This is a genomic window from Sphingomonas sp. G5 (assembly GCF_052660795.1).
Genome location: NZ_CP109660.1, coordinates 3,216,582 through 3,237,403, shown reverse-complemented (window position 1 = coordinate 3,237,403; position 20,822 = coordinate 3,216,582). Strand labels below are relative to the sequence as shown.

20 protein-coding genes and 2 riboswitches are annotated in these 20,822 nt (G+C 71.1%); of the genes, 7 read left to right on the top strand and 13 right to left on the bottom strand.

The window, feature by feature from the left end:
• Positions 1–27: 27 nt before the first annotated feature.
• The 10 genes from thiD to NE358_RS15285 all read right to left on the bottom strand — a co-directional run bounded on the left by thiD (position 28) and on the right by NE358_RS15285 (position 11,225).
• Entirely contained in the window at positions 28–1,464 is a 1,437-nt protein-coding gene (gene thiD / locus NE358_RS15330; RefSeq protein ID WP_289939856.1) for a bifunctional hydroxymethylpyrimidine kinase/phosphomethylpyrimidine kinase, read from the bottom strand.
• Positions 1,461–2,138, bottom strand: a complete 678-nt coding sequence (locus NE358_RS15325) for a thiamine phosphate synthase (RefSeq protein ID WP_141378265.1) — start codon at positions 2,136–2,138, stop codon at positions 1,461–1,463. The genes thiD and NE358_RS15325 overlap by 4 nt, the downstream gene beginning before the upstream one ends.
• Positions 2,135–2,944 carry a hydroxyethylthiazole kinase gene (gene thiM / locus NE358_RS15320; protein WP_289939852.1) on the bottom strand — a complete coding sequence of 270 codons (810 nt, stop codon included), beginning with the start codon at positions 2,942–2,944 and terminating at the stop codon, positions 2,135–2,137. The genes NE358_RS15325 and thiM overlap by 4 nt, the downstream gene beginning before the upstream one ends.
• Positions 2,936–3,027: riboswitch (TPP riboswitch) on the bottom strand. It overlaps the preceding gene by 9 nt.
• Before the next feature lie 39 nt (positions 3,028–3,066).
• Positions 3,067–4,422, bottom strand: coding sequence for a hypothetical protein (locus NE358_RS15315; protein ID WP_289939851.1), 1,356 nt, complete (start codon positions 4,420–4,422; stop codon positions 3,067–3,069).
• Positions 4,419–5,753, bottom strand: coding sequence for a S8 family serine peptidase (locus NE358_RS15310; RefSeq protein ID WP_289939849.1), 1,335 nt, complete (start codon positions 5,751–5,753; stop codon positions 4,419–4,421). Before NE358_RS15310 ends, NE358_RS15315 begins: the two co-directional genes overlap by 4 nt.
• The gene (locus NE358_RS15305; protein WP_116239478.1) at positions 5,750–6,151 is read right to left on the bottom strand and encodes a hypothetical protein; all 402 of its coding nucleotides are present in this window, start codon (positions 6,149–6,151) and stop codon (positions 5,750–5,752) included. The genes NE358_RS15310 and NE358_RS15305 overlap by 4 nt, the downstream gene beginning before the upstream one ends.
• A gap of 249 nt (positions 6,152–6,400) precedes the next feature.
• A complete protein-coding gene (locus NE358_RS15300; RefSeq protein WP_499318042.1) occupies positions 6,401–7,138 on the bottom strand; it encodes an SDR family oxidoreductase in 738 nt (245 codons plus the stop codon).
• Positions 7,138–8,478, bottom strand: coding sequence for an HNH endonuclease signature motif containing protein (locus NE358_RS15295; RefSeq protein WP_289939847.1), 1,341 nt, complete (start codon positions 8,476–8,478; stop codon positions 7,138–7,140). Before NE358_RS15295 ends, NE358_RS15300 begins: the two co-directional genes overlap by 1 nt.
• A 674-nt stretch (positions 8,479–9,152) precedes the next feature.
• A complete protein-coding gene (locus NE358_RS15290) occupies positions 9,153–9,509 on the bottom strand; it encodes a GntR family transcriptional regulator (RefSeq protein WP_116239475.1) in 357 nt (118 codons plus the stop codon).
• Between the two features lie 3 nt (positions 9,510–9,512).
• Positions 9,513–11,225: a D-alanyl-D-alanine carboxypeptidase gene (locus tag NE358_RS15285; RefSeq protein WP_289939841.1), complete on the bottom strand. Its 1,713-nt coding sequence runs from the start codon at positions 11,223–11,225 to the stop codon at positions 9,513–9,515.
• Positions 11,226–11,262: 37 nt separating this feature from the next.
• A riboswitch (TPP riboswitch) is annotated at positions 11,263–11,373 on the top strand.
• On the opposite strand from NE358_RS15285, the gene NE358_RS15280 reads away from it, so the two are divergent.
• The 3 genes from NE358_RS15280 (at position 11,365) to NE358_RS15270 (ending at position 14,230) form a co-directional block, all read left to right on the top strand.
• The gene (locus NE358_RS15280) at positions 11,365–12,000 is read left to right on the top strand and encodes an ECF transporter S component (RefSeq protein ID WP_103208146.1); all 636 of its coding nucleotides are present in this window, start codon (positions 11,365–11,367) and stop codon (positions 11,998–12,000) included. (Overlaps the previous riboswitch by 9 nt.)
• Complete coding sequence (locus NE358_RS15275; protein ID WP_289939839.1) at positions 12,000–13,448, top strand: ABC transporter ATP-binding protein; 1,449 nt, start codon at positions 12,000–12,002, stop codon at positions 13,446–13,448. Before NE358_RS15280 ends, NE358_RS15275 begins: the two co-directional genes overlap by 1 nt.
• A complete protein-coding gene (locus tag NE358_RS15270; RefSeq protein ID WP_289939836.1) occupies positions 13,445–14,230 on the top strand; it encodes an energy-coupling factor transporter transmembrane component T family protein in 786 nt (261 codons plus the stop codon). Before NE358_RS15275 ends, NE358_RS15270 begins: the two co-directional genes overlap by 4 nt.
• 77 nt (positions 14,231–14,307) lie before the next feature.
• Here NE358_RS15270 and NE358_RS15265 read toward each other — a convergent pair whose 3' ends face one another.
• Positions 14,308–14,802, bottom strand: coding sequence for a GNAT family N-acetyltransferase (locus NE358_RS15265; RefSeq protein ID WP_141378257.1), 495 nt, complete (start codon positions 14,800–14,802; stop codon positions 14,308–14,310).
• A gap of 130 nt (positions 14,803–14,932) precedes the next feature.
• On the opposite strand from NE358_RS15265, the gene NE358_RS15260 reads away from it, so the two are divergent.
• Genes NE358_RS15260 through NE358_RS15245 form a run of 4 tightly spaced genes read left to right on the top strand, consistent with a single transcriptional unit; the run spans position 14,933 to position 18,326 of the window.
• Positions 14,933–15,898 carry a hypothetical protein gene (locus NE358_RS15260; RefSeq protein WP_289939833.1) on the top strand — a complete coding sequence of 322 codons (966 nt, stop codon included), beginning with the start codon at positions 14,933–14,935 and terminating at the stop codon, positions 15,896–15,898.
• A gap of 45 nt (positions 15,899–15,943) precedes the next feature.
• Positions 15,944–16,705, top strand: a complete 762-nt coding sequence (locus tag NE358_RS15255) for an SDR family NAD(P)-dependent oxidoreductase (protein ID WP_289939831.1) — start codon at positions 15,944–15,946, stop codon at positions 16,703–16,705.
• Entirely contained in the window at positions 16,702–17,478 is a 777-nt protein-coding gene (locus NE358_RS15250) for an enoyl-CoA hydratase/isomerase family protein (protein WP_103208156.1), read from the top strand. Before NE358_RS15255 ends, NE358_RS15250 begins: the two co-directional genes overlap by 4 nt.
• Positions 17,475–18,326 (top strand): SDR family oxidoreductase, encoded by an 852-nt coding sequence (locus tag NE358_RS15245; protein ID WP_289939828.1) that lies wholly within the window; start codon positions 17,475–17,477, stop codon positions 18,324–18,326. Before NE358_RS15250 ends, NE358_RS15245 begins: the two co-directional genes overlap by 4 nt.
• Positions 18,327–18,485: 159 nt before the next feature.
• Here NE358_RS15245 and NE358_RS15240 read toward each other — a convergent pair whose 3' ends face one another.
• Positions 18,486–19,343 (bottom strand): Cof-type HAD-IIB family hydrolase, encoded by an 858-nt coding sequence (locus NE358_RS15240; protein ID WP_289939826.1) that lies wholly within the window; start codon positions 19,341–19,343, stop codon positions 18,486–18,488.
• Positions 19,344–19,406: 63 nt separating this feature from the next.
• On the bottom strand, positions 19,407–20,822 hold the full coding sequence (locus NE358_RS15235) for a glycoside hydrolase family 1 protein (RefSeq protein WP_289939825.1): 1,416 nt from the start codon (positions 20,820–20,822) through the stop codon (positions 19,407–19,409).

Below are 20,822 nucleotides of genomic sequence, written 5' to 3'. Positions count from 1 at the left end.
CCTCTCGCGAGCAGGGTCCCCGGCACCTCACCTGCGTTTCAGGGGCGCTTCGAAGAACGCCAGCTCGAGCGCCATGGATCGGTCGTACGCCGTCGCCATCTCGTGCCGGAGGGGAACGGATGCCGATCGTGCGGCGGCATCCGCGATGCGCGCGGCCTCGGCGGATGACGCGGCGAACGTCTCGTCGCCGTAGGCCGTGAGCCAATCGGCGTAGGGATGGTCGGCGTCGAAGGTGCCCCGCCAGCGCACGCCGATGTCGATGTACAGGACGAAGCAGGGCAGGATCGCGGCCACCAGCACCGCGTACGACCCAGCGGCCGCTGCCGCGTGCAGGTGATCGGTGTAGGCCCAGGTCGCCGGGGCTGCCTCGAGCCCGGCCGGATCGACGTGCGACTGGTGCAGCGCCGCCTCCTCGACCAGGCACGACACCGAGGCCGTCGCCCAGAACCGCTGCTCCTCGACCGTGGGAGCGAGGGCCGCCGCGCGCGCGAGCACCCGTGCGTATTCGCGCAGGTAGAGCAGGTCCTGCCCGAGGTACCAGGCGAAGGCGTCGCGGTCGAGATCCCCGGATGCCAGACCGCGCACGAACGCGCAGGCGTCGACATCGGCGCGGGTGGCGGCGGCGGCATCCCACCGTGCGCTGCTCCAGGATCGGTCGAGGTCGAGGTGGGGGCGCAGCTCGTGCAGATGGTCGATCGGGCCGTTGCCCCGGCCGACGTGCAGCGCCTCGGCGTGTTCGAGGGCGCCGGTGAGCCAGCGCTTCGCGCGGATGAGCGCGTCGGTCCAGTGCAGGCCGTGGGCGGCGAGGGTCGCCATGGCCGACGACAGCGAGCAACCGGTGCCGTGGGTGTGCGGGGTGTCGACGCGGCGGCCCGGAACCTCGTGGACACCGGAAGAGTCGACGATGGCATCCGGGCATTGTCGGCCGTCGAGGTGTCCGCCCTTGAGGAGCACCACGGTGTCCGCCGAGGCGGCGAGCTGCTGGGCCTGGGCGACCGCGACCCCCCAGGTCGTTGCGACGGGTTCGCGCACCAGCACCGCGAGCTCGGGCAGGTTGGGAGTGACGAGGTCGGCGCGTCGGCACAGTGCGCGCACCGCGTCTTCGGCGTCGGCCTCGAGCAGCCGGTCTCCGCTCGTGGCCACCATGACCGGGTCGAGGACGACGATCGCCGGTCGCGTCGAGGTGAGCCAGCGGTCGACGGTGGCGATGACGTCGGTCGAGCCGAGCATGCCGATCTTCACCGCGTCGATCTCGACGTCGTCGCTGACCGCGCGGAGCTGTTCGTCGAGGAACGCCGTCGGTGGCACATGGACGGAGCGGACTCCGAGGGTGTTCTGGGCGACCAGCGCGGTGACCGCGGCCATGCCGTAGCCGCCGAACGCGGCGATGGATTTGAGGTCGGCCTGGATACCCGCCCCGCCGGTCGGGTCGGTGCCCGCGATGCTCAGGACGCGGGGGATCACGCTCCTTCCTCCCACGCGGCGCGGAGATCCCGGACGACTCCGCCCGGGTGGTCGTCCTCGCTCAGCAGGGAGACCACCGCGACGCCCGCAGCGCCCGAGCGGCGGAGGGCGGTGACGTCGTCGAGGCCGATCCCCCCGATCGCGACGCACGAGAGGGAAGTGGATGCCGCGAGCTCGCCGAACCCGTCGATGCCGAGCGGTCGCGGATGATCGGGTTTCGTCGTCGTCGCCCGAATGACGCCGACGCCGAGGTAGTCGACGGTTCCGCGAAGGAACGCCTCGGCCGTCGCGAGGTGCGCCGGGGTGTTCGCCGTCCATCCGATGAGGGCGTCGGGGCCGAGCAGGGAGCGCGCGGCGTCGACGGGGAGGTCGCTCTGGCCGAGATGGATGCCGTCCACCCGGGCGCCGGCTCCGCGGGTGCCGGGCTTTTGGCCCAGGCGCTCGCGCGCGGCGAGGACGACGTCGAGGCGATCGTCGACGACGAACGTGCAGCGTCCCGAGATGACGTCGGCGAGGTCGAGGGTGCGGGCGAACAGCTCTCTGCCGCTCGCGACCTTGTCGCGCAGTTGCACCACGCTCACGCCCGCGGTGACGGCCTCGTCGACGATGTCGCGCAGGCGCGCGAACGGCACACGGTGATCGGTGACGAGGTGCAGGGACAGGTCGGCGGTCATCGCGTGACCTCGGTGTCGACGCGGACGCGTTCGTCGAGGTCGGCGGGCGCGATCGCGGCGAGCTCGTCGAGGAACGCCACCGCGAACGATCCGGGCCCTCTCGTTCGGGATGCCGCCCGCTCCGACGCCACGGCCCAGATCACGCTGGCGGTGAGAGCCGCGTCGAACGCGGGGGTGACGGCGAGCAGGCTCGCCATCGCGGCCCCGAGGGCGCAACCTCCGCCGGTGACCGTGGTCAGCAGGGCGCTGCCGCCGCTCACGCGCGCCGTGCGGGTGGCATCCACGATGAGGTCGGTCTCTCCCGAGACGGCGACGGTGCCGCCGGTGCGGATCGCGAGGGAGCGTGCTGCGTCGAGGGCGTCTTCGGCGGAGTCGGTGGCATCGACGCCGCGTCCACCCGCGCCGGATCCCGCGAGGGCGAGGATTTCGGAGGCGTTGCCGCGGATGATCGCCGGGCGCGCGTCGAGCAGCTCGTGCGCGAGGGCCGTGCGCACGGGCAGGGCGCCGACGGCGACCGGGTCGAGGACCCAGGGCGTTCCCGCGGTGACGGCCTCTCGGGCGGCATCCCTCTGCTCGCGCGTGGGGGTCCCGAGGTTGACGAGCACTCCGCCTGCGATACCGGCGAATATGCCGGCCTCGCCCGGGATGTCGCACATCGCGGGAGAGGCGCCGAGGGCCAGGAGCGCGTTGGCGGTGAAGTTCGTCACCACCGCGTTGGTGATGCACTGCGTCAGCGGTGCGGCTTCGCGGAGCGCGCGCAGCGCTTCGGTGGGGGTGGACGGAGACGACGACGTGCGAACGACCATTCGCGACATCCCTTCGCTAGTACGAACTAGATCAGGTTCGACGGGTGTGTTCTCAGCCCTGGCGGGCACCCCGTGTCACTGCCTGGCACGCTAGCAGGTCGTCGGCCTCCGGATGCCGGTCCTCAGTCGTCGCGTGAACCCGCCGCGGCGTTCTCGGAACGCGGTGCGGTTTCTTCGTCGTCCTCGAGGCGTGGCGCGATGGGGCCGCCGAGACCGCGTCGCTCGTCGCGGCGGTCGGACCGGGAGCCCGAGCCCATGCCGCCGGCGCCGCGGCTGCCGGCGGCGCCGGCCGTGCCGCCGCCCGTTCCACCGGCGCCGGTTGGGGTTGCGGCTCCGCGGCCTCCGGCCGCGGCGGCGTTCGCGCCGGTTCCGGGTGTGCCGGTGCCGCCTGTCGCACCTCCGCCCAGGGAGCCGGTGCCCGAGCGTCCGCCGAGTCCGGCACCGGTGGCCGAGGCCCCGCTCTTGCCCAGGAGGCCTCCGCTGCCGCTGATCGTGCGTCCGGCGGCTGCGGTACTCGAGCCCGTTCCCGAGCTCAACCGGCTCAACGCAGCGGCGCCACCGCCCCCTGCGATCAGTCCCGCCGAGAGGCCCGAGCCGAGGCCTGCTCCACCCCCGGAGATTCCGCCGGGGAAGGAGCCTCCGATGGAGCCGGGGCCGGAGATGTGTCCGGGCAGGGTGCCGATGCCGGAGATCGAGCCGTCGGGCGTGGGCGGGGTGTAGTGCGGGGGGACCTGTCCGAGGTCGATGCCGGGGCCACGGGGGGCGTCGGGAGAGGGGACGAGATGCGCCGGCGGGGGGCCGGGCGTGGCAGCGTCTTCGACGGGCGCGGGGCCACGAGGGACGGGGACACTCTCGTTTCCACTTCGGTCACCGCCGCGGAATGGCCGCTGGCCGGAATTGGTCGTGCCCGTACCGGCAGGGCCCTCCTCAAGCTCGACCGATCGCCCGCCGTCGCTGGAAAGCGCGGCCGGCGGCGGCGTCGGTGGCGACATCCCATTCAGAGTTTGGCTGATGGTGGTGAAGTCACCTTGCGCCTGTTGCTCGCGTTGTTGCGCGAGGTAGGCGTTGAAGGCCTGCACCGCTCCCTCTCCAGCCAGCAGCGAGATTGGCCCGAGAAACAGCGTCGTCCCCACCGCGGCAGAACGGACGACGGTCTCCTGGCCGCCCGACAAGCTCCCGGCTGGCAGCGCCGAAAGCTTCTCGCGTGCTGCGTCCCGCAGTCCGTTCGCCAGGCGAAGGGCATCGTCGAGAGTTCCCTCGAGATAGGCGATCTGCTGCCCGATCGTCTCCGCGGCCGCGTCGAACTTTGCTTTCGCTGCCCCGGCGGCCTCGCCTTCGATGCCCGGCAGCTCAGCGGCGCCCGAGACGACCTTTCGGAGCGAGCTCAACTTTTCGATGAGGTCTCGCGTCGCGGGCACGTCGAATGGTGCTCCACCTTCGGCGAGATTGATCAACGCCTGCTCGTACCGACCGGTCACGGCTGCTCAACTCTCTCTCGGGTGTCCTGCGCGACACGTCTCGTCCGATTCCTCCGAGTCACGGTGATGGCGACTACCGCCCCGGCTGCGATGACGATCAATCCGAGCGCGCTCAAGACGGCGATCAGCGTGATGTCCGGTCCCGCCGGACTACTCGTCGGATCGTCGTCGGAACGGGGACGGACCTCTGTCGGAGAGGTCACCGAGGGTTCGGCCACCGGGGGATATGCGGAGCCTCGCGCGGCGGCCTGCTCGATCTGCGCGGCGGTCGGAGCCGCCTCGACTCGTCCGACCAGCAGGTTGTCGTCGGGGTATGTCGTGGCATCCACTCCGACGATATTGGCCGGCCACGCCAAGCCGAAGCCGTAACCACTGGTCCGGTCATCCGACAATTCATGCGGTTCTTTGCCGGTGTTGCGGAGCAACGCCTGTACCAATTGGTTGGACGTGGCTTGAGGCGATCGCTGCTCTGCCAGGGCGAGAGCTCCCGCGACGAGAGGCGCGGCGAAGGATGATCCTGATCCTCGCCCGGCGCTGTCCCAGCCGCCGCTCGCGCTACCCACTGTGGTGAGACCCACCCCCGGGGCGACCACGGCGGTGCGCGGATAGACCAGCGAGCGGCCGTCGTCGTAGGTGTTCAGTTGGCCCGCCTCGTCTACCGCCGATGCGACGATCACGCCTTGATACTCGCGGAGTCCGGCGAGGTCTCGCGTGGTGGGGTTGGGGCCCGATGCGACCACGATGACGCCCTTTGCGATGGCGTTCGCTATCACGTCCGAGTCTCCTGGCTCCTTCCCCCCGGCGACCGAGGTCGTGATGATATCCGCGCCGTCGTCGAGGGCGCGCTGTACGCCGAGCGCGACGGCGGTGAGCTGGTCACCGTACTCGGCGGCCGTGCAGGACTCTTCGTCCGTCTGCGTTCCGAGGCTGTAGAACGTCACCTCGGCATCGGGCGCGATTCCGCGAATGCCGCCGGGTCCTTGTCCGCTACCGATGATCTGCGCAACCACGGTCGCGCCGTGTCCGGCCCCCACGGTGCGTTCTGTCGTGGTCGGTGAGGAAACCTCGGCGCAGAGCGGGCGAGGGTCGACCTTCAAATTGCGACCCGCGAAGACGGGGAGATCGGGGTTGATGTTGCTGTCGATCACCGCGATCTTCACGCCGGCGCCCGTCCATCCCTCGTTGTGGATGGCTGCAACACCGTATGCGTCATACCACCATTCACCGGTATCCGTTGCGGTCGCGGGCTCCGCGGGAGCTGAGGCGAGGAGCATCGCCACAGCGGCGACGCCGAGGCCCGCCATCACGCGAGTTCTCCGGTGGTGCTTCATCCGCCGAACCCTGACCGCGCGGCAGCGGCGTCGCCGGAAGGAGCGGGGGCTGGTGTCGACGACACCGCCGGAGTCGTTCCGTTGGCGATGTCGTCGATGAGCGCAGCCGCGCTTCGAGCTTCACCGGCGCTGATCTGATCTCGCTCGCGGAGCAGGGAGACCGCCTGCGCGAGCGCGTCGGCATTGCGCAGGGCGAACTCACGAACTTCCTGCACTCGTGCCGCGATCTCCGCCGCAACCCCCTCGAGTTTCTTCGTGTACGCCTCGGGAGCGTCCTCTTCGCGGTTGCCGTGAACGACCGTTATCGCCGCATCGTTGGGCAGGTCGTCGCTCGCCTGTCGGATACGTGAGACGTGGTAGTCGCTCACCCCGTCGTCGACTCGGATCATTCCGACCATGTCCAGGTTCCTCTCGCGCGTGGCACGAACGGGGCCCGACCACTGGCGAGAGCGTCGCCCCCCGGTTTCGCTTGCGACTCCATAATCGCGCATGGGCCGAGATGCGCAAACCGGTTATCCACAGCTGTCGACGCCCTCATGGGGTCGGTCGAGCCGGGCGTCAACTTCGACCCCAGTATCTGCGGTATCCCCAACCACCTCCCACAGGGAGCGTGCAAGCCGCGTCCCCGGGGAGGTCGCTCGACGCGGTCAGTAGCGCGCGGAGAACCCGCCGTCTGCATGCAGTAGCTGACCGCTGATCCAGCGACCCTCGTCGGAGAGGAGGAAGGCCGTGATGCCCGCGATGTCGCGCGATGTCCCGAGACGACCCAGCGGATGGTGTGCGGGCAACTGGTCGCGGGTGGTGTCGTCCATCCATCCGGTGTCTATGGGACCCGGATTCACGACGTTGGCGGAGATACGGCGCGGACCGAGTTCGCGTGCGGCCGAGATGACGATCCGATCGAGAGCCCCTTTCGAGGCTCCGTAGGGCAGATTGCCGGTGGTGTGGTCGCTCGTGAAGGCGACGATCGCGCCACCGGTGGCGTCGACCTGCCGGGCGAACGCGGCGATCATCAGGAGAGATGCGCGGGCGTTCACAGCGGTGTGGCGATCGAAACTCTCGGCGGTGGTGTCGAAAATGCCGGACTCGATGCCGTGTGCGTGGCTCAGGACCAGCGCCTGAATCGGCCCACGGTCGCTCGACACGCGCTCGACGAGACGTGTGGGGTCCGAGGTGCTTGCGAGATCACACGGGTAATCACCCTCGACGAGGTCGCTCGTTACGACGTCCCATCCGTCACTTCTGAGCCGGGGCACGATACCCGCGGCGATGCTGTCAGCTCGCGCTGCTCCGGTTACCAAGGCGAGAGGCATGGGGTCGAGAGTAATGGCCACGCAAGCCCGGGTGCGCGCGAAGAGGCAGCCTGAGGAAACGCGATCGCGCATCAGAAAGGCGGCGATGGTCCGTCATCGTCGGGGGCGGGCGGGGGTGGGTCGTCGGGAAGGAACCGGACGGCGGGGGAGTAGGGGAGCGGCTCGTCGGTGTAGGTCCGGCCGGTGGGGCTGGTCCATTGCAGAGTTCCGCCCGGGAGTTGCTTCACTCCCCAGCGGGTGAATTGTTTCTGGGTGTGGTGGCGCTGGCACAGGTGGGCGAGGTTGGCGACGTCGGTGGGGCCGCCGAGGGCGTAGTCGTGGGTGTGGTCGACTTCGCAGCGGATGGCGGGGACGGTGCAGCCGGGCCAGCGGCAATGGCGGTCGCGGGCGCGGACGTGACGGTCTAGGGCGGTGGTGCGCTGGTAGGTGTCCGTGTGCAGAACCGCGCCGGTGATCGGATGAGTGACGACCCGGTCCCAGGGGACGGTGGTGGCATCAGCCAGGGTTCGGGCTGTTTCGGCGTCGATGGGGCCATGGCCGATGAGCTCGGCGGGGTCGTGGCTCTCGCGGTCGGGCACCAACATCGTCAGCGCAGGCACGACGACCTGAACGCGCGCGCGGATGGCGCCGAGGGTGCCGGGTCCGTCGCCGGTGCGGTTGGGGTCGGCTTCGGGAGAGCCGGTCAGCAGCAGGTCGGTGAGGATGTCGGCCCGCAGCTGCGCCGTCGTGCGTTCATCTGTCGCGGTGACGGGGTCGTCGAGCCGGGTCTCGATGAGAGCGCGGGCTTGGTGGGTGAGGCGGTCGTAGATCCCGACCGCGAGAACGGTGGGGAGGGTGGCGACGAGGTCCGACATCCCGTCGGGGCCGGTGGTGATGCGAACGCTGCGGGTGTCGCGGCCGCGGTGGTGGCGTTCCGTGAGGGTGGTGGGGTGCAGGCGTTCGGCGAGTGTGGCGAGGCGGGAACGCAACCGCCCGGGGCTGAGGCCCTCGGCGGTGGTCACCGCGAGGGCGTCGAACTCGCCGCGGACATCGACGGGGAGCGGGGAGCCGATGTCGAGGATCGCTCCCACGTGGGCTCGGGTGAGGTGCCCGCCTTCCCAGGCGGTCAGGGTCTCGGGGTAGTCGTCGACGAGGGTCATCGCACGGGTGATCTGCGTCTGCACGGTGCGGTCGGACATGTTCTCGGCCGCAGCGATCTCGGATGCCACTTCGCGGAGTGCGAGTTCGGCGGCGCGGGAGGACGCGCAAAGCCCCGCCATCACGTCGAGGGCGAGATGGCCGACTTCGGCGAGGGCGCGAGTGCGGGCGGCTTCCGCGGCGGCGAGAGTGGTGCTGGCGCGGTGGACCTCGTCGACGAGCGCCGACAGGATGCGGGGCCTGTCGGTGTTCGGTGGGGAGGTGCCATCGTGCATGTGTGCATGCTAACGGTGACCTCCGACATTGGGTCGCGCAGAAAACCCCAGGTGGGGATAACTTCTCGTGGTGCCGTCCTGGGGAGGAACGGGGCCCCAGGGAGAGGACCGGACGATGGCGCACGCATGCGACGCGAACCGCCTCGACCGGTGGTCATCAGTGACTCCGCCGCCTCGCGTGAGCGCTCGAACGGTGGCCTCGGCGACCTCAGCCGCCTCGGATGTGAGCGGGTACCGCCCTGGCCGCGACCGGCGGTTCCGCCAGGCTCGGCCCCCGCGCGCGAAAGCGAAAGCGAACGCCAGCGCGGCGCGTCGGCCGCTCCCACCGATCGCGCAGCGCCGCTCGCACGAGCTCGATGGCGTCTTCGGACGTGTTTCCGAGGCGCGGCGCCGCGGTGCGTCGGTCGCCCTCAGCAATCCCGCAGCGCCGCTCGCACGAGCTCGATCGCGCCCTCGGACGTCACCCCGAGGTGCCGCGCCGCGGTGCGTCGGTCGCCCTCAGCGATCCCGCAGCGCCGGTCGCACGAGCTCGATGGCGTCTTCGGACGTGTTTCCGAGGCGCGGCGCCGCGGCGCGTCGGTCGCCCTCACCGATCGCGCAGCGCCGCCCGGGCGGCCTCGATCGCGTCTTCGGACGTGTTTCCGAGGCGCGGTACCGCGGCGCGTCGGTCGCCCTCAGCGATCCCGCAGCGCCGCCCGGACGAGCTCGATCGCGTCCTCCGCCGACACTCCGAGGCGCCGCACAGCCTCGACGTACGCGCGCGCCGCACCGGCGGCCCGAACGGATGCCGCGTCGGCGCCCTTCACGAATGTGCCAGCGCGACCACGGGTTTCGACGTATCCCGCTTCCTCGAGCTCCTTGTAGGCGCGCGCCACCGTGTTGGCGGCGAGGCCGAGCTCGGTCGCGAGCGCGCGCACCGGCGGTAAACGGGTCCCGGCGACGAGTTCTCCCGCCTCGATCTGCGCGATGACCTGCGACCGCACCTGTTCGAACGGCGGCGTCGAGGAGGTGGCATCCACGGTGAGATTCATGGCTCAGTCGTTCAGGCCGAGAAGGTCGAGGGGGTGCGTGAGGCGCCACCAGGGGCTCGGCGGCTCGATCTCGCCGGTGAGCTGCACGTCGACGGTGTCGGCGTCGACCGGGCCGGTCGCGGTGAGCGTCCCGACGGTCGAGCCGACCTCGGTGGTGTCGCCGAGGGTGAACGACGTGGAGGTCTGTGCCGTTCCGCCGTTCCACAGCACGACGGTCGCGTCGGACGCGGTCACGAGGTCGATGTCGGGACCCCACAGCGTCTGGGCCTTGCCCACGAGCGTGCCGGCCGGTACCGACGGCTTCGGCTGCAGCTCCTGCTCGATACGGGCGAAGAGGTCGCGGGCCGCCTGGTTGCGGCTGTCGGGACCGGGCTGACCGAGCACGGCGGCGTACGCCCGCACGGTGGCGGGACCGACGGTGATGTCTTTCGCGGTCAGCAGGTTCCACGCGTCGAGCGTGCCCGTCTTGACCCCGACCACGCCGGGGTCGGCGAGCAGGGCGTTGCCGTTCTTGAAGGTGCCGGCACCGGGCAGGGTCAGCTCCGGCGTACGCACGATGTCGGCGATCACGGGGTTGGCGAGAGCCCGCTCGGCCAGCGCGATGAGGGCGGCCGGGGTCGCGGTGTTGCCGGCTTCGATACCGGTGGGGTTCACGATCGTGATGCCTTCGATGCCCCGCTCCGCGAGGTACGTGGTCGCGGCGGCCGAGAATTCGGCATCCGTGCCGAAAAGGTCTGTCGACAGGCGCTGCGCGTAGTTGTTGGCGGAGGCGATGAGCATGCCCTGCAGCATCTGCAGCTGCGTCAGACTGCCTCCGACGGGGACGTCGAGCGAGGATTCCCCACGAGCCCGGTACTGCCAGTAGTCGGCGCTGTCGGCCTGCGTGAACGTGTAGCTCTTGCCCTGCTCTCCCGGGGCCAACGGCTGCCGATCGAGCACGACGAGCGCCGTGACGACCTTGGTGATGCTCGCGATGGACTCGGGAGCGCTGGCCGACGACGACAGGGTGCCGGGCACTCCGTCGAGAGCGATGGCCGCTTCGCCCTCGGCCGGCCACGCCGGAACCGCTGCCGCTGCGGCGATCGGCTGCACGGCCACCGGTCGGGTCGTCGGCATGACGGCGTTCAGCGGCCAGAGCAGCGTCGTCGCGGCATAGGCGGCGATGATCAGCACCAGAAGAAGCGTGGGGAGGACGGTCCCGGGCCGCAGAATCGGTCGACGCGCGCCCGCGAGCAGGTCGGCCGAGCGCGCGGTGGCTCCCGAGACCACGAAGGTCGGCGCCGGTCGAGGGGCGCCCGCCGTGTCGGGATCGACCCAGAGCAGTGCGCCGAGCGCCACCGGGAGAGGCGTGGCGGGAGCCTCGCCGGAGGGGGCGCCGGATGCCGCGGGCTCGGTCGAGACGGGTCCGGTCGCGGTGGCGGGAGCCTCGCCGGATGCCGCGGTCTCACCCGTCGCGCGACCCGCGTCACCGGGCGAGCTGACGGATGCCGACGGTTCGCTCGTCGCAGCAGGCGTCACCGCGTCAGCCGCCACCGCATCACCGTGTTCCGTCCCCTCGGAACGAAGGGCCGGGGCCGTGGTATCCGGAATCGACAGGGCCGGACCGAGGTCGCCCGTCGTGGACAGGGCGGGTCCGAGATCGGTGGAGGTCGCCGCGCGCGGCGAGGAATCCTGTGCACGCAGCGCACGCCGTGAGGCCGGGGTCTGCTCGTGCACCCGCCCACGCTACCCCGCGACACCCCTCTATACTCATCACGACAACCACGGGAGTCCGGTGAGCCGGGCTGAGAGGAAGCGAATCCACGCTTCGACCGTCGAACCTGATCCGGATCATGCCGGCGCAGGGAGGAGAGAAATGCACACGTCCCCGTCTGCCCTCGCGAACCGCTCGTCGGTCGCCGCGACGAACCGCTTCTCATGGCGCGTCGTCGACATCGTCGTCGCCGCCGTCCTGGGCGTCGCGATCGGCCTGCTCTTCTGGGGCTGGAACACCGTCGGCGGCCTCTGGTTCACCGCGATGGACGGCGTCACCCCGGGCCTGGGCGGTCTCGCCGCCGGCGTCTGGCTGATCGGCGGCGTCATCGGCGGCCTCGTGATCCGCAAGCCCGGTGCGGCGCTGCTGGTCGAGCTGATCGCGGCGATCGTGTCCGCCCTGATCGGCAACGTGTGGGGCGTCACGACCATTTTCTCGGGCCTGGCCCAGGGCCTGGGCGCCGAACTGATCTTCCTGGCCTTCCTCTACCTGCGGTTCACTCTCCCCGTCGCGATGCTCGCGGGCGTCGGTGCCGGTGTCGGGGCGTGGGTGCTGGAGCTGTTCCTCACCCCCAACCTCGCCAAGTCCGTCGAGTTCAACCTCATCTACCTCGGCACCCTCGCCGTCTCGGGTGCCCTGCTGGCCGGGCTCGTCGGCTGGCTGCTGGTGCGCGCCCTCGCCGCCACCGGGGCGCTCAGCCGCTTCGCCGCGGGCCGGGAAGCGCGTCGCGACGTCTGATGACGGGCCCCGCACGCGTCGACGTCGAGGGCTGGGGGTGGCGGTACGCCGGTCGTAAGCTCCCCGCGACGCGCGAGGTCGACCTCGTCATCGAGCCCGGGGAGCGCGTGCTGCTGCTCGGTGCCTCGGGGGCCGGCAAGTCCACCCTGCTCGCGGGGCTGGCGGGACTGCTCGGCGGCAGCGACGAGGGAGAGGTCAGCGGCCGTATCCTCGTCGACGGGGAGGTGCCCGAGGCCCAGCGCGGGCGCATCGGCCTCGTGCTGCAGGACCCGGAAGCCGGCATCGTGCTGTCGAAGGTGGGCGACGACGTCGCCTTCGGGTGCGAGAACCTCGGTGTCCCCGCGGCGCAGATCCCGGCGCGGGTGGCCGAGGCCGTGGCATCCGTGGGTCTCGCCGTTCCCCTCGATCGCCCCACCAAGGCGCTGTCGGGCGGGCAGAAGCAGCGCCTCGCCCTGGCGGGCGTGCTGGCGATGCGACCGGGACTTCTGCTGCTCGACGAACCCACGGCCAACCTCGATCCCGAGGGTGTCGCCGAAGTCCGTTCCGCGGTGGAGCGGGTCGTCATGAGCGAGGGCACCACGGTCGTGCTCATCGAGCACCGGACGGCGGTCTGGGCCGACCTGATGACCCGCGTCGTCGTGCTCGCGCCCGGCGGTGGAGTGCTCGCGGACGGGCCTCCCGACCGCGTGTTCGCCGCGTACGGAGACGCGCTGGCCGGGGCGGGGGTATGGGTGCCCGGACGCCCGGTCGATCTGCCCGTGCCCGAGCCCCTCTCGACGCGGGATGCCGTGCTGCGGGCGTCCGCCCTGTCGATCGGGCGCGAGAAGCGCACGGCCGTCGCTTCCGGGCTTGAGGTCGTCCTCCCCCGCGGGGCAGCAACCGTGATCACGGGGCCGAACGGTGCCGGCAAGTCCACTCTCGCGCTCACGCTCGCGGGGCTGCTCCCCGAGCTCGCGGGCGAGGTCGTCGCCGCCGAAGAGCTCACGGCGCGCGGGGTCCGGCGCCCCTCGCGTTGGCGATCGACGGAGCTGCTCACCCGTATCGGCACCGTCTTCCAGGAGCCCGAGCACCAGTTCCTGGCCTCGACCCTGCGCGACGAGCTCGCCGTCGGACCCCGCGCCCTGCGCAGGCCGCCGGCGGAGGTCGACCGCACCGTCGACGAACTGCTGGACCGTCTCGATCTGGCATCCCTCGCCCTGGCCAACCCCTTCACGCTGTCGGGAGGGCAGAAGAGACGCCTGTCGGTCGCGACGGTGCTCGCCGCCTCGCCCGCCGTCATCGTGCTCGACGAACCGACGTTCGGTCAGGACCGCCGCGGATGGGTCGAGCTCGTCGCCCTGCTCCAGCGGGAGGTCGCGCGCGGGCGCACGGTCGTGGCGGTCACCCACGACGCCGATGTGGTGCGTCACCTCGGGCAGCACCGCATCCGGCTGGGGGATGCCGCGTGACCGCCCTCGTCGACGAACGCCCGCGGACGGCCTGGCTCGACGGAGTGAATCCCGTGACGAAGGTGGCGATGGTCCTCGTGCTGGCGGTCCCCCTGCTCGCGTCGATCGACGCGGTGAGCGCGGGAACGGCACTGCTCCTGGAGCTGCTGTGCGTGCCGCTGACGGGAGTGGCGTACGCCACCGTCCTGAAACGTCTCGTGCCGGTGATCGTCTTCGCCCCCGTCGCCGCGGTGAGCATGCTGCTCTACGCCCGGCCGGGAGGGACCGTCTACGGCACCTTCTTCTTCGCCACGGTGAGCGACGACTCCATCGCCCTGTCGCTCGCCGTGCTGGTGCGCGTCGTGGCCCTGGCCATGCCGATCATCCTGCTCTTCGCCCGCACCGACCCCACCGAGCTCGCCGACGCCCTCGCGCAGGTGGCGAAGCTGCCCAGCCGGTTCGTGCTGGGCGTGCTCGCGGGGGCCCGCACGGTCGGCCTGTTCGTCGATGACTGGCGCACGATGAGCCTGGCCCGTCGCGCCCGGGGCCTGGGTGACCGCGGCGCGGCCCGCCGCTTCTTCTCGATGGCGTTCGTGCTGCTCGTGTTCGCCGTGCGTCGCGGGACAAAACTCGCCACGGCGATGGAAGCCCGCGGGTTCGGCTCCGATGTCGAACGGACGTGGGCGCGCCCGTCGTCTCTTTCGGCTCGGGATGCCGCTGCCCTCGGCGCAGCGGTCGTGCTCATCGTCGTGGCACTCGCGGCGGCGGTGTTGTCGGGGGCGTTCCGCGTCGTGGGGACGTAGCTCCCTGGGGGTGCCGAAGACGCCGCGAGGCCGGGCGGCGATGCGGCCTGCGGGGGTGCCCGACGCGGAGCGGGTGTCTAGAAGACGTACTCGAAGCAGAGCGAGCGCGGCATGGTCTCGAGATACGGCTCGTAGACGGGGATGGGCGTGAAGCCCGCGGCGGCGTATACGCGCAGCGATTCGGGCTGCATGCGCCCGCTCTGCAGGATCACGCGTCGGGCACCACCGCGTCGGGCGAGATCGACGACCTCTGCGGTGAGCGCCGTGCCGATGCCGCGTCGACGGCCCGCGGCCACGACGACGAGGCGCTTGAGCTCCCACTCGTCGCCGAGGCGGCGCAGGATGACGTGCCCGAGCGGGGTGTCGGCCGTGTCGATCGCCAAGAGGGTGGCGACGACCTGCTCGGCGTGGACCGCGAGCGCCTCAGCGCGCTTCGCGGCGACCTCGGGGGAGTCCTCGGCATCGGCGTCGCGGTACCGCTCATCGAGGTCGGCGTCCAAGACGGCGCGCAGCGCGACCGCTCGCGGATCGTCGACGTCGACCTTCTCGATGCGGAAGTCGGGGAGATTCACCCGTCGAGCCTAGGCGCGCGCCGCGGCGGGGTGATGCGGTCACGGGCCGGGGTGTGCGGGCCGCGGCCGGAGGGAATGCGCGTACGGGCCGATCGCCCCCGGCGGCGGCAGAATGATCACGGGGGATGCCATGGGATTGTCGTTCGGGATACTCGCGGTCAGCGTGGCCGTCGCGGGTGCCGTGATGTTCATCGCCATGCCGCGTATCGGCACTCCGGGGCCCATGACGCTGTTCCTGCGCTTCGCCGCCGTGGCGGGTGTGACGGCGGCCGGTTCCAGTGCCATGTACTTCATCTACGGCGCGGGGGGCGGCATCCTGCCCCTCGTCCTGGGCGACGTGGCGATGGTGCTCGCTCCCGCCCTGCTGATCGTCGCGCTGAGCGCGCTCGAGGGGCGACGGGCGCGCAACACGTCGATCGCGATCCTGGCGCTCGCGCTCGCGGTCGCCCTCGTGACCGCGACGGTGCCGCTACCCGGGTCGCTCGCGGCCAAAGCCGTCGCCGTCGCCGTGACCTGCGGCGCGTGCGGGTGGGTGGCGAGCCACTCGCGCGTCGAGCCGTTCGGTCCGCTGCGCGTCATCGCCCTCACGAGCGGGGTCTTCGCTGTCTACTCGCTCTTCCGGGCGATCGTGGGCCTCGTCGTCGGATGGGACTCCGTGCTCTACCGCGTCGCCTTCTCGTTCGCCCCCGCGACGATCCTCGGCGCGCTGGCCGTGCTCGCCATCGGTGCGGCCGTGGTGCGCGTGCGCTTCGGACCGCGCGTGACCGTGGATGTCGCAGAGCGTGCCGCGGGGTCGGTGGTCGTCGTGGGGGACTGGGATCTGGCATCCACCGCCTACGGCCCCGACCGCGTGCGCGGCCTCGTCGCCGACCTGCGTGCCGCCGCGCGCGACCTCGACCCGGCCGCGGTCGATGTCCCGCGGGGCACCGAGACCCTCGTGCCGGATGCGGTCTCCGTGCTCAGCGATCGACTGCGGAGGGACTACGGGTGGGAGCCCGAGCAGACGATCCTGCTCGTCGACGGAGCGACCACCTCGGCGATCCGCACCCGGCCGCGAGTCCGGGTCGAGAAGAAGAGGGGCTCGGCGCGGTCCTGAGTCTCGACTAAAGTGGTACTCGGTTTCAGCTTCGAAGGAGAACGCATGGACATCGCAGGAGCATCCGCCCTCGTCACCGGCGGCGCTTCGGGACTCGGCCTCGCCACCGCGCGGCGGCTTGCCGCGGTCGGGGCCCACGTCACGATCGTCGACCTCCCCCGCTCGGACGGCGCCGCGCTCGCCGAGGAACTGGGCGGCTCGTTCGCCGCCGCCGATGTGACGGACGCCGAGCAGATCGCCGCTGCGGCAGCCCTCGCCGCCGAAGCGGGTCCGCTGCGCGTCGTCGTCAACTGCGCCGGCATCGCGCCGCCCGCGAAGGTCCTGGACCGCGAGGGGAACCCCTCTTCGCTGGCCGACTTCGAACGTGTCGTGCGCGTGAACCTCATCGGCACCTACAACGTCATCGCTCAGACGTCCGCGGTCATGGCGAGAACCGGCCCCACCGACAGCGGCGACCGCGGCGTCGTCGTCAACACCGCGAGCGTCGCAGCCTTCGACGGGCAGATCGGCCAGCCCGCCTACTCCGCCAGCAAGGGCGGCGTGCACGCGATGACCCTGCCGATCGCGCGCGAGTTGGCGCGCCACGGCATCCGGGTCGTCACGATCGCCCCCGGCATCATGGAGACTCCGATGCTCAAGGGCCTGCCGCAGGCCGCGCAGGACTCGCTGGGCCAGCAGGTGCCCTACCCCTCGCGGCTCGGCGCCCCCGACGAATACGCACGACTCGTGCTCGCGATCGTCGACAACGGCTATCTCAACGGCGAGACCATCCGCCTCGACGGCGCGATCAGAATGGCACCGAAATGACCGACGGCATCCTGCTCCGCATCGACAACGGGCTGGCTCGCGTCACCTTCGACCGGCCCTCGTCCCTGAACGCCATGGACTTCCCCATGGCGCGCCGGTGGAAAGAGGTCGCGCACGAGGTCACCTCCGACTCCGCGGTGGGGGCGGTGATCCTGGATGCCGCGGGGCCGGCGTTCTGCGCGGGCGGTGACGTCGTGGCGATGGCGACGACGGGTGCGTCCGGAATCGACGTCACCGAGACCGCCGATGCGATCCACGACGGCATCCGCACGTTCGCGGAAGCGCCGCTGCCGATGGTCGCCGCCGTCCAGGGCGCGGTCGCGGGCGGCGGGCTGGGGCTCATGCTCACAGCCGATTACGTCGTCGCGAGCGAGAACGCGCGCTTCGTCAGCCGGTACGCCAACATCGGACTGACGCCCGACCTGGGCGTCTCGACCCTGCTGCCCGCGGCGATCGGTCAGCGGCGCGCGCTTCAGCTGCTGCTGCAGGACCGCATGCTCACCGCGGCGGAGGCGCTGGACTGGGGTCTCGTGGCCGAGGTCGTGGCATCCGCGGATCTGGTCACGCGCGTCGAGCAGATCGCGCGATTCTGGCTCGACGGAGCGACGGCGGCGTTCGGCCAGGCCACGCGCCTCGTCCGGATGGGTGCGGGACGCACCTTCGCCGAGAACCTCGCCGACGAGGCCGCCACGATCGGCGCGTCGTTCGACACCCCCGAGGCGAAGGCGCGTGTCGCCGCGTTCGCCGCCGCCTCCGCGAAAGGACGCTCATGAGCACGCCCTCGTCCGGCGCTCCGCTGGCCGGCAAGACCCTCCTCATGTCGGGTGGCAGCCGTGGCATCGGCCTCGCGATCGCGCTGCGCGCGGCCCGCGACGGTGCGAACATCGCGATGCTCGCCAAGACCGACACCCCGCACCCGAAGCTTCCCGGCACCGTGCACACCGCCGCCGAGGAGATCCGCGCGGCCGGTGGGCAGGCGCTGCCGATCGTCGGCGACGTGAGGGACGAGGCGTCGATCACCGAGGCCGTCATGCGGACGGTCGGGGAGTTCGGCGGCATCGACATCGTCGTCAACAACGCCAGCGTCATCGACCTCTCCGGCTCCCTCGAGCTCGCCTCGAAGAAGTACGACCTGATGCAGGACGTGAACGTCCGCGGCACGTTCCTGCTGTCGCGCGCCGCCGTCCCGCAGCTGCGCGACGCGGCGAACCCGCACATCCTCTCGCTCTCGCCGCCCCTGAACGTCACACCGAAGTGGCTCGGCGCGCATACCGGCTACAGCCTCGCGAAGTTCGGCATGACGATGGCGACCCTCGGCCTGGCCGCGGAGTTCGCGTCGGAGGGCATCGCGGCGAACGCGCTGTGGCCGCGCACGACGATCGCGACGGCCGCCGTGCAGAACGTCATCGGCGGTGACCGGCTCATGGCGGTGTCGCGGACGCCGGAGATCTACGCGGATGCCGCATACGAGGTTCTGACCGCGCCCTCAGGTGAGCTGACCGGGCAGACGCTGATCGTCGAGGACGTGCTCGAGCGCGCCGGAGTCACCGACTTCGCCGCGTACGCCGCCGTGCCGGGGACTCCGGACGCGGCGATGTACCCGGACATCTTCCTCGACTGATCGCGGGGGTTCTCCCCGCATGAACGCCGTTCGCGCGCAGGAACGCGCTGTGCTCGCGTTCGCGTGAGTCGATCGCGTTCCTGCGTGCGTGGGGGCGGCGGGGGAGCGAGTCAGCCCCCGGGCGGAGCAGGCGGGCACCCTTAAGGAGGTGAGCCGGACTCAGATCAGGCCCAGCTCCGCGAACGCGTTGTGCACGCCGTCGTCGAGCACCGCGGTCGTCACCCGACCGGCCAGTCGCTGCAGCTCGGGTGCCGCGTTGCCCATCGCGACGGGGGTGCCGACGACCTCGAACATCTCGACGTCGTTCCAGCTGTCGCCGATACCGATGGCATCCGTCGCCGACAGGCCCAGCTGGTCGAGCACCGCCGTGATCGCGGAGCCCTTGGTGACGCCGGCCTGACCGATCTCGCCGTTCGACCCGCCGGGCAGCGGGATCGAGCCGGGGATGACGTGGAAGCCCTCGCCGAGGGCGGCCGCCGCGTGCGCGACGGTGTCGGTCGACGGGCTGACGAACACGGCCTTCGCGACGGCGTCGCGGTCGACCTCCGAGACCGGGCGCGGCTCGCGCCAGAGGGGCTGCTCGGGCGGCAAGCCCTCGGCTTCGAGCTCGGCTGCGCGCTTCTCGTGCCGTTCGCGGCGGTACGCGGTCATCACGGGACCCATGCCGGCGCTCGCATACACGCCCCCGTGGGTCTGGAGGAAGTAGTGGATGCCGTGGGCCTCGAAGTAGCGCTCGAGGGCCTCGACGTCGGCGCGGGGCATCGGCTGCTCGACGATGAGGGCGTGCTCGTCGGGATCGCCGCCGCGGGTCGCGTACGCGCCCCCGTTGGTGATCGCGCCGTCGAAGCCGATCGCCAGCACCTCGGGGTGGATGTCGCCCGCCGATCGCCCGGTGGAGAGCCACACGAGGTGGCCGTTCTCGCGCGCCTTCCGCACGGCGGTCACCGTCGAGGGGGCGATCACCGAGCCGTGCTCGAGGATCGTGCCGTCGACGTCGAGGAAGGCGATGCGGGTCATGTGCACTCCAGAAGGGGATCGGCCCCGGGACCTGGGGACCCGGGGCCGATCCGATGAGGGGGATCAGCGCGTGAGGGACGCGCCGTTGGATCGGATGACGTCGGCGTACCAGCCGAACGACTTCTTCCGGTAGCGATCGAGCGAACCGGTGCCGTCGTCGCCTCGGTCGACGTAAATGAAACCGTATCGCTTGCTCAACTGGGCGGTGCTGGCGCTGACGATGTCGATGCAGCCCCACGAGGTGTAGCCGAGCACCTCGACGCCGTCTTCGATCGCCTCGCCGACCTGCACGAGGTGGTCGTTGAGGTACGCGATGCGGTAGTCGTCGACGACCGTCTTCTCGCCGTCGACCTCGACGAGCTGGTCGCGCGCGCCCAGACCGTTCTCGACGATGAACAGCGGCTTCTGCCACCGGTCCCAGAACTGGTTCAGCACCAGGCGCAGGCCCACGGGGTCGATCTGCCACCCCCACTCGCTCGCCTCGAGCGTCGGGTTCGAGACGCCGCCCATGATGTTGCCCTCGCCGGCGACCTTCTTCGCGGGGTCGGCGGTCTCGGCGATCGACATGTAGTAGCTGAACGAGACGAAGTCGACCGTGTTGGTCAGGTCGTCGCGGTCCTGGTCGGTGATGTCGAGTTCGATGCCCTTCTCGCGGAGCGTCCGCAGGAAGTAGCCCGGGTAGGCGCCGCGGGTGTGCACGTCGCCGTAGACGAGGTTGCCGTGGTCGGCTTCCATGACGGCGACGGCGTCGTCGGGCGACGGCGTCAGCGGGTAGATCGGCATCGACAGCACCATGCAGCCGACCTTCGCCTCGGGCGCGACCTCGCGGGCGATCCGGGTGGCGCGGGCGGATGCCACGAGCTCGTGGTGCATCGCCTGGTACAGCTGCTGCTCGGGGACGCCGCCCTCGGGGATCGGGATGCCGCCGCTCATGAAGGGCGCGTGCAGCAGCGAGTTGATCTCGTTGAAGGTCAGCCAGTACTTCACCCGGCTGCCGAAGCGCTCGAAGAGCGTGCGGGCGTAGCGCTCGTAGAAGACGATGAGCTCCCGATTCGTCCAGCCGCCGTACTGCTCGGCCAGGTGCAGGGGCGTCTCGTAGTGTGAGATCGTCACGAGCGGCTCGATGCCGTGCTTCTCGAGCTCGTCGAGGATGCGCTCGTAGAACGCCAGACCGGCCTCGTTCGGCTCGGTCTCGTCGCCCTTCGGGAAGATGCGGCTCCAGGCGATCGAGAAGCGGTAGACCCCGAAGCCCATCTCGGCGAAGAGCGCGATGTCCTCCGCGTAGCGGTGGTAGTGGTCGATGCCGACGAGCTTGAGGTTGTCGGCGGTGGGGGTCTCGGAGCGCGGGCCCGAGATGCCGCGAGGCATCACGTCCTGCACGGACAGGCCCTTGCCGTCCGCGTCGTATGCGCCCTCGATCTGGTTGGCGGCGGTGGCACCGCCCCAGAGGAACCCGTCGGGGAAGGGGGTGTTCGTCAT

Bases quoted from the DNA above. Each gene is read 5' to 3' on its own strand.
- thiM (WP_289939852.1), bottom strand. From the start codon at position 2,944: ATGGTCGTTCGCACGTCGTCGTCTCCGTCCACCCCCACCGAAGCGCTG.
- NE358_RS15300 (WP_499318042.1), bottom strand. From the start codon at position 7,138: ATGCGCGATCGCGTTTCCTCAGGCTGCCTCTTCGCGCGCACCCGGGCT.
- NE358_RS15305 (WP_116239478.1), bottom strand. From the start codon at position 6,151: ATGGTCGGAATGATCCGAGTCGACGACGGGGTGAGCGACTACCACGTC.
- NE358_RS15240 (WP_289939826.1), bottom strand. From the start codon at position 19,343: ATGACCCGCATCGCCTTCCTCGACGTCGACGGCACGATCCTCGAGCAC.
- NE358_RS15290 (WP_116239475.1), bottom strand. From the start codon at position 9,509: ATGAATCTCACCGTGGATGCCACCTCCTCGACGCCGCCGTTCGAACAG.
- NE358_RS15235 (WP_289939825.1), bottom strand. From the start codon at position 20,822: ATGACGAACACCCCCTTCCCCGACGGGTTCCTCTGGGGCGGTGCCACC.
- NE358_RS15260 (WP_289939833.1), top strand. From the start codon at position 14,933: ATGGGATTGTCGTTCGGGATACTCGCGGTCAGCGTGGCCGTCGCGGGT.
- NE358_RS15255 (WP_289939831.1), top strand. From the start codon at position 15,944: ATGGACATCGCAGGAGCATCCGCCCTCGTCACCGGCGGCGCTTCGGGA.
- NE358_RS15280 (WP_103208146.1), top strand. From the start codon at position 11,365: ATGCACACGTCCCCGTCTGCCCTCGCGAACCGCTCGTCGGTCGCCGCG.
- NE358_RS15250 (WP_103208156.1), top strand. From the start codon at position 16,702: ATGACCGACGGCATCCTGCTCCGCATCGACAACGGGCTGGCTCGCGTC.
- NE358_RS15310 (WP_289939849.1), bottom strand. From the start codon at position 5,753: ATGAAGCACCACCGGAGAACTCGCGTGATGGCGGGCCTCGGCGTCGCC.
- NE358_RS15295 (WP_289939847.1), bottom strand. From the start codon at position 8,478: ATGCACGATGGCACCTCCCCACCGAACACCGACAGGCCCCGCATCCTG.
- NE358_RS15275 (WP_289939839.1), top strand. From the start codon at position 12,000: ATGACGGGCCCCGCACGCGTCGACGTCGAGGGCTGGGGGTGGCGGTAC.
- NE358_RS15245 (WP_289939828.1), top strand. From the start codon at position 17,475: ATGAGCACGCCCTCGTCCGGCGCTCCGCTGGCCGGCAAGACCCTCCTC.
- NE358_RS15325 (WP_141378265.1), bottom strand. From the start codon at position 2,138: ATGACCGCCGACCTGTCCCTGCACCTCGTCACCGATCACCGTGTGCCG.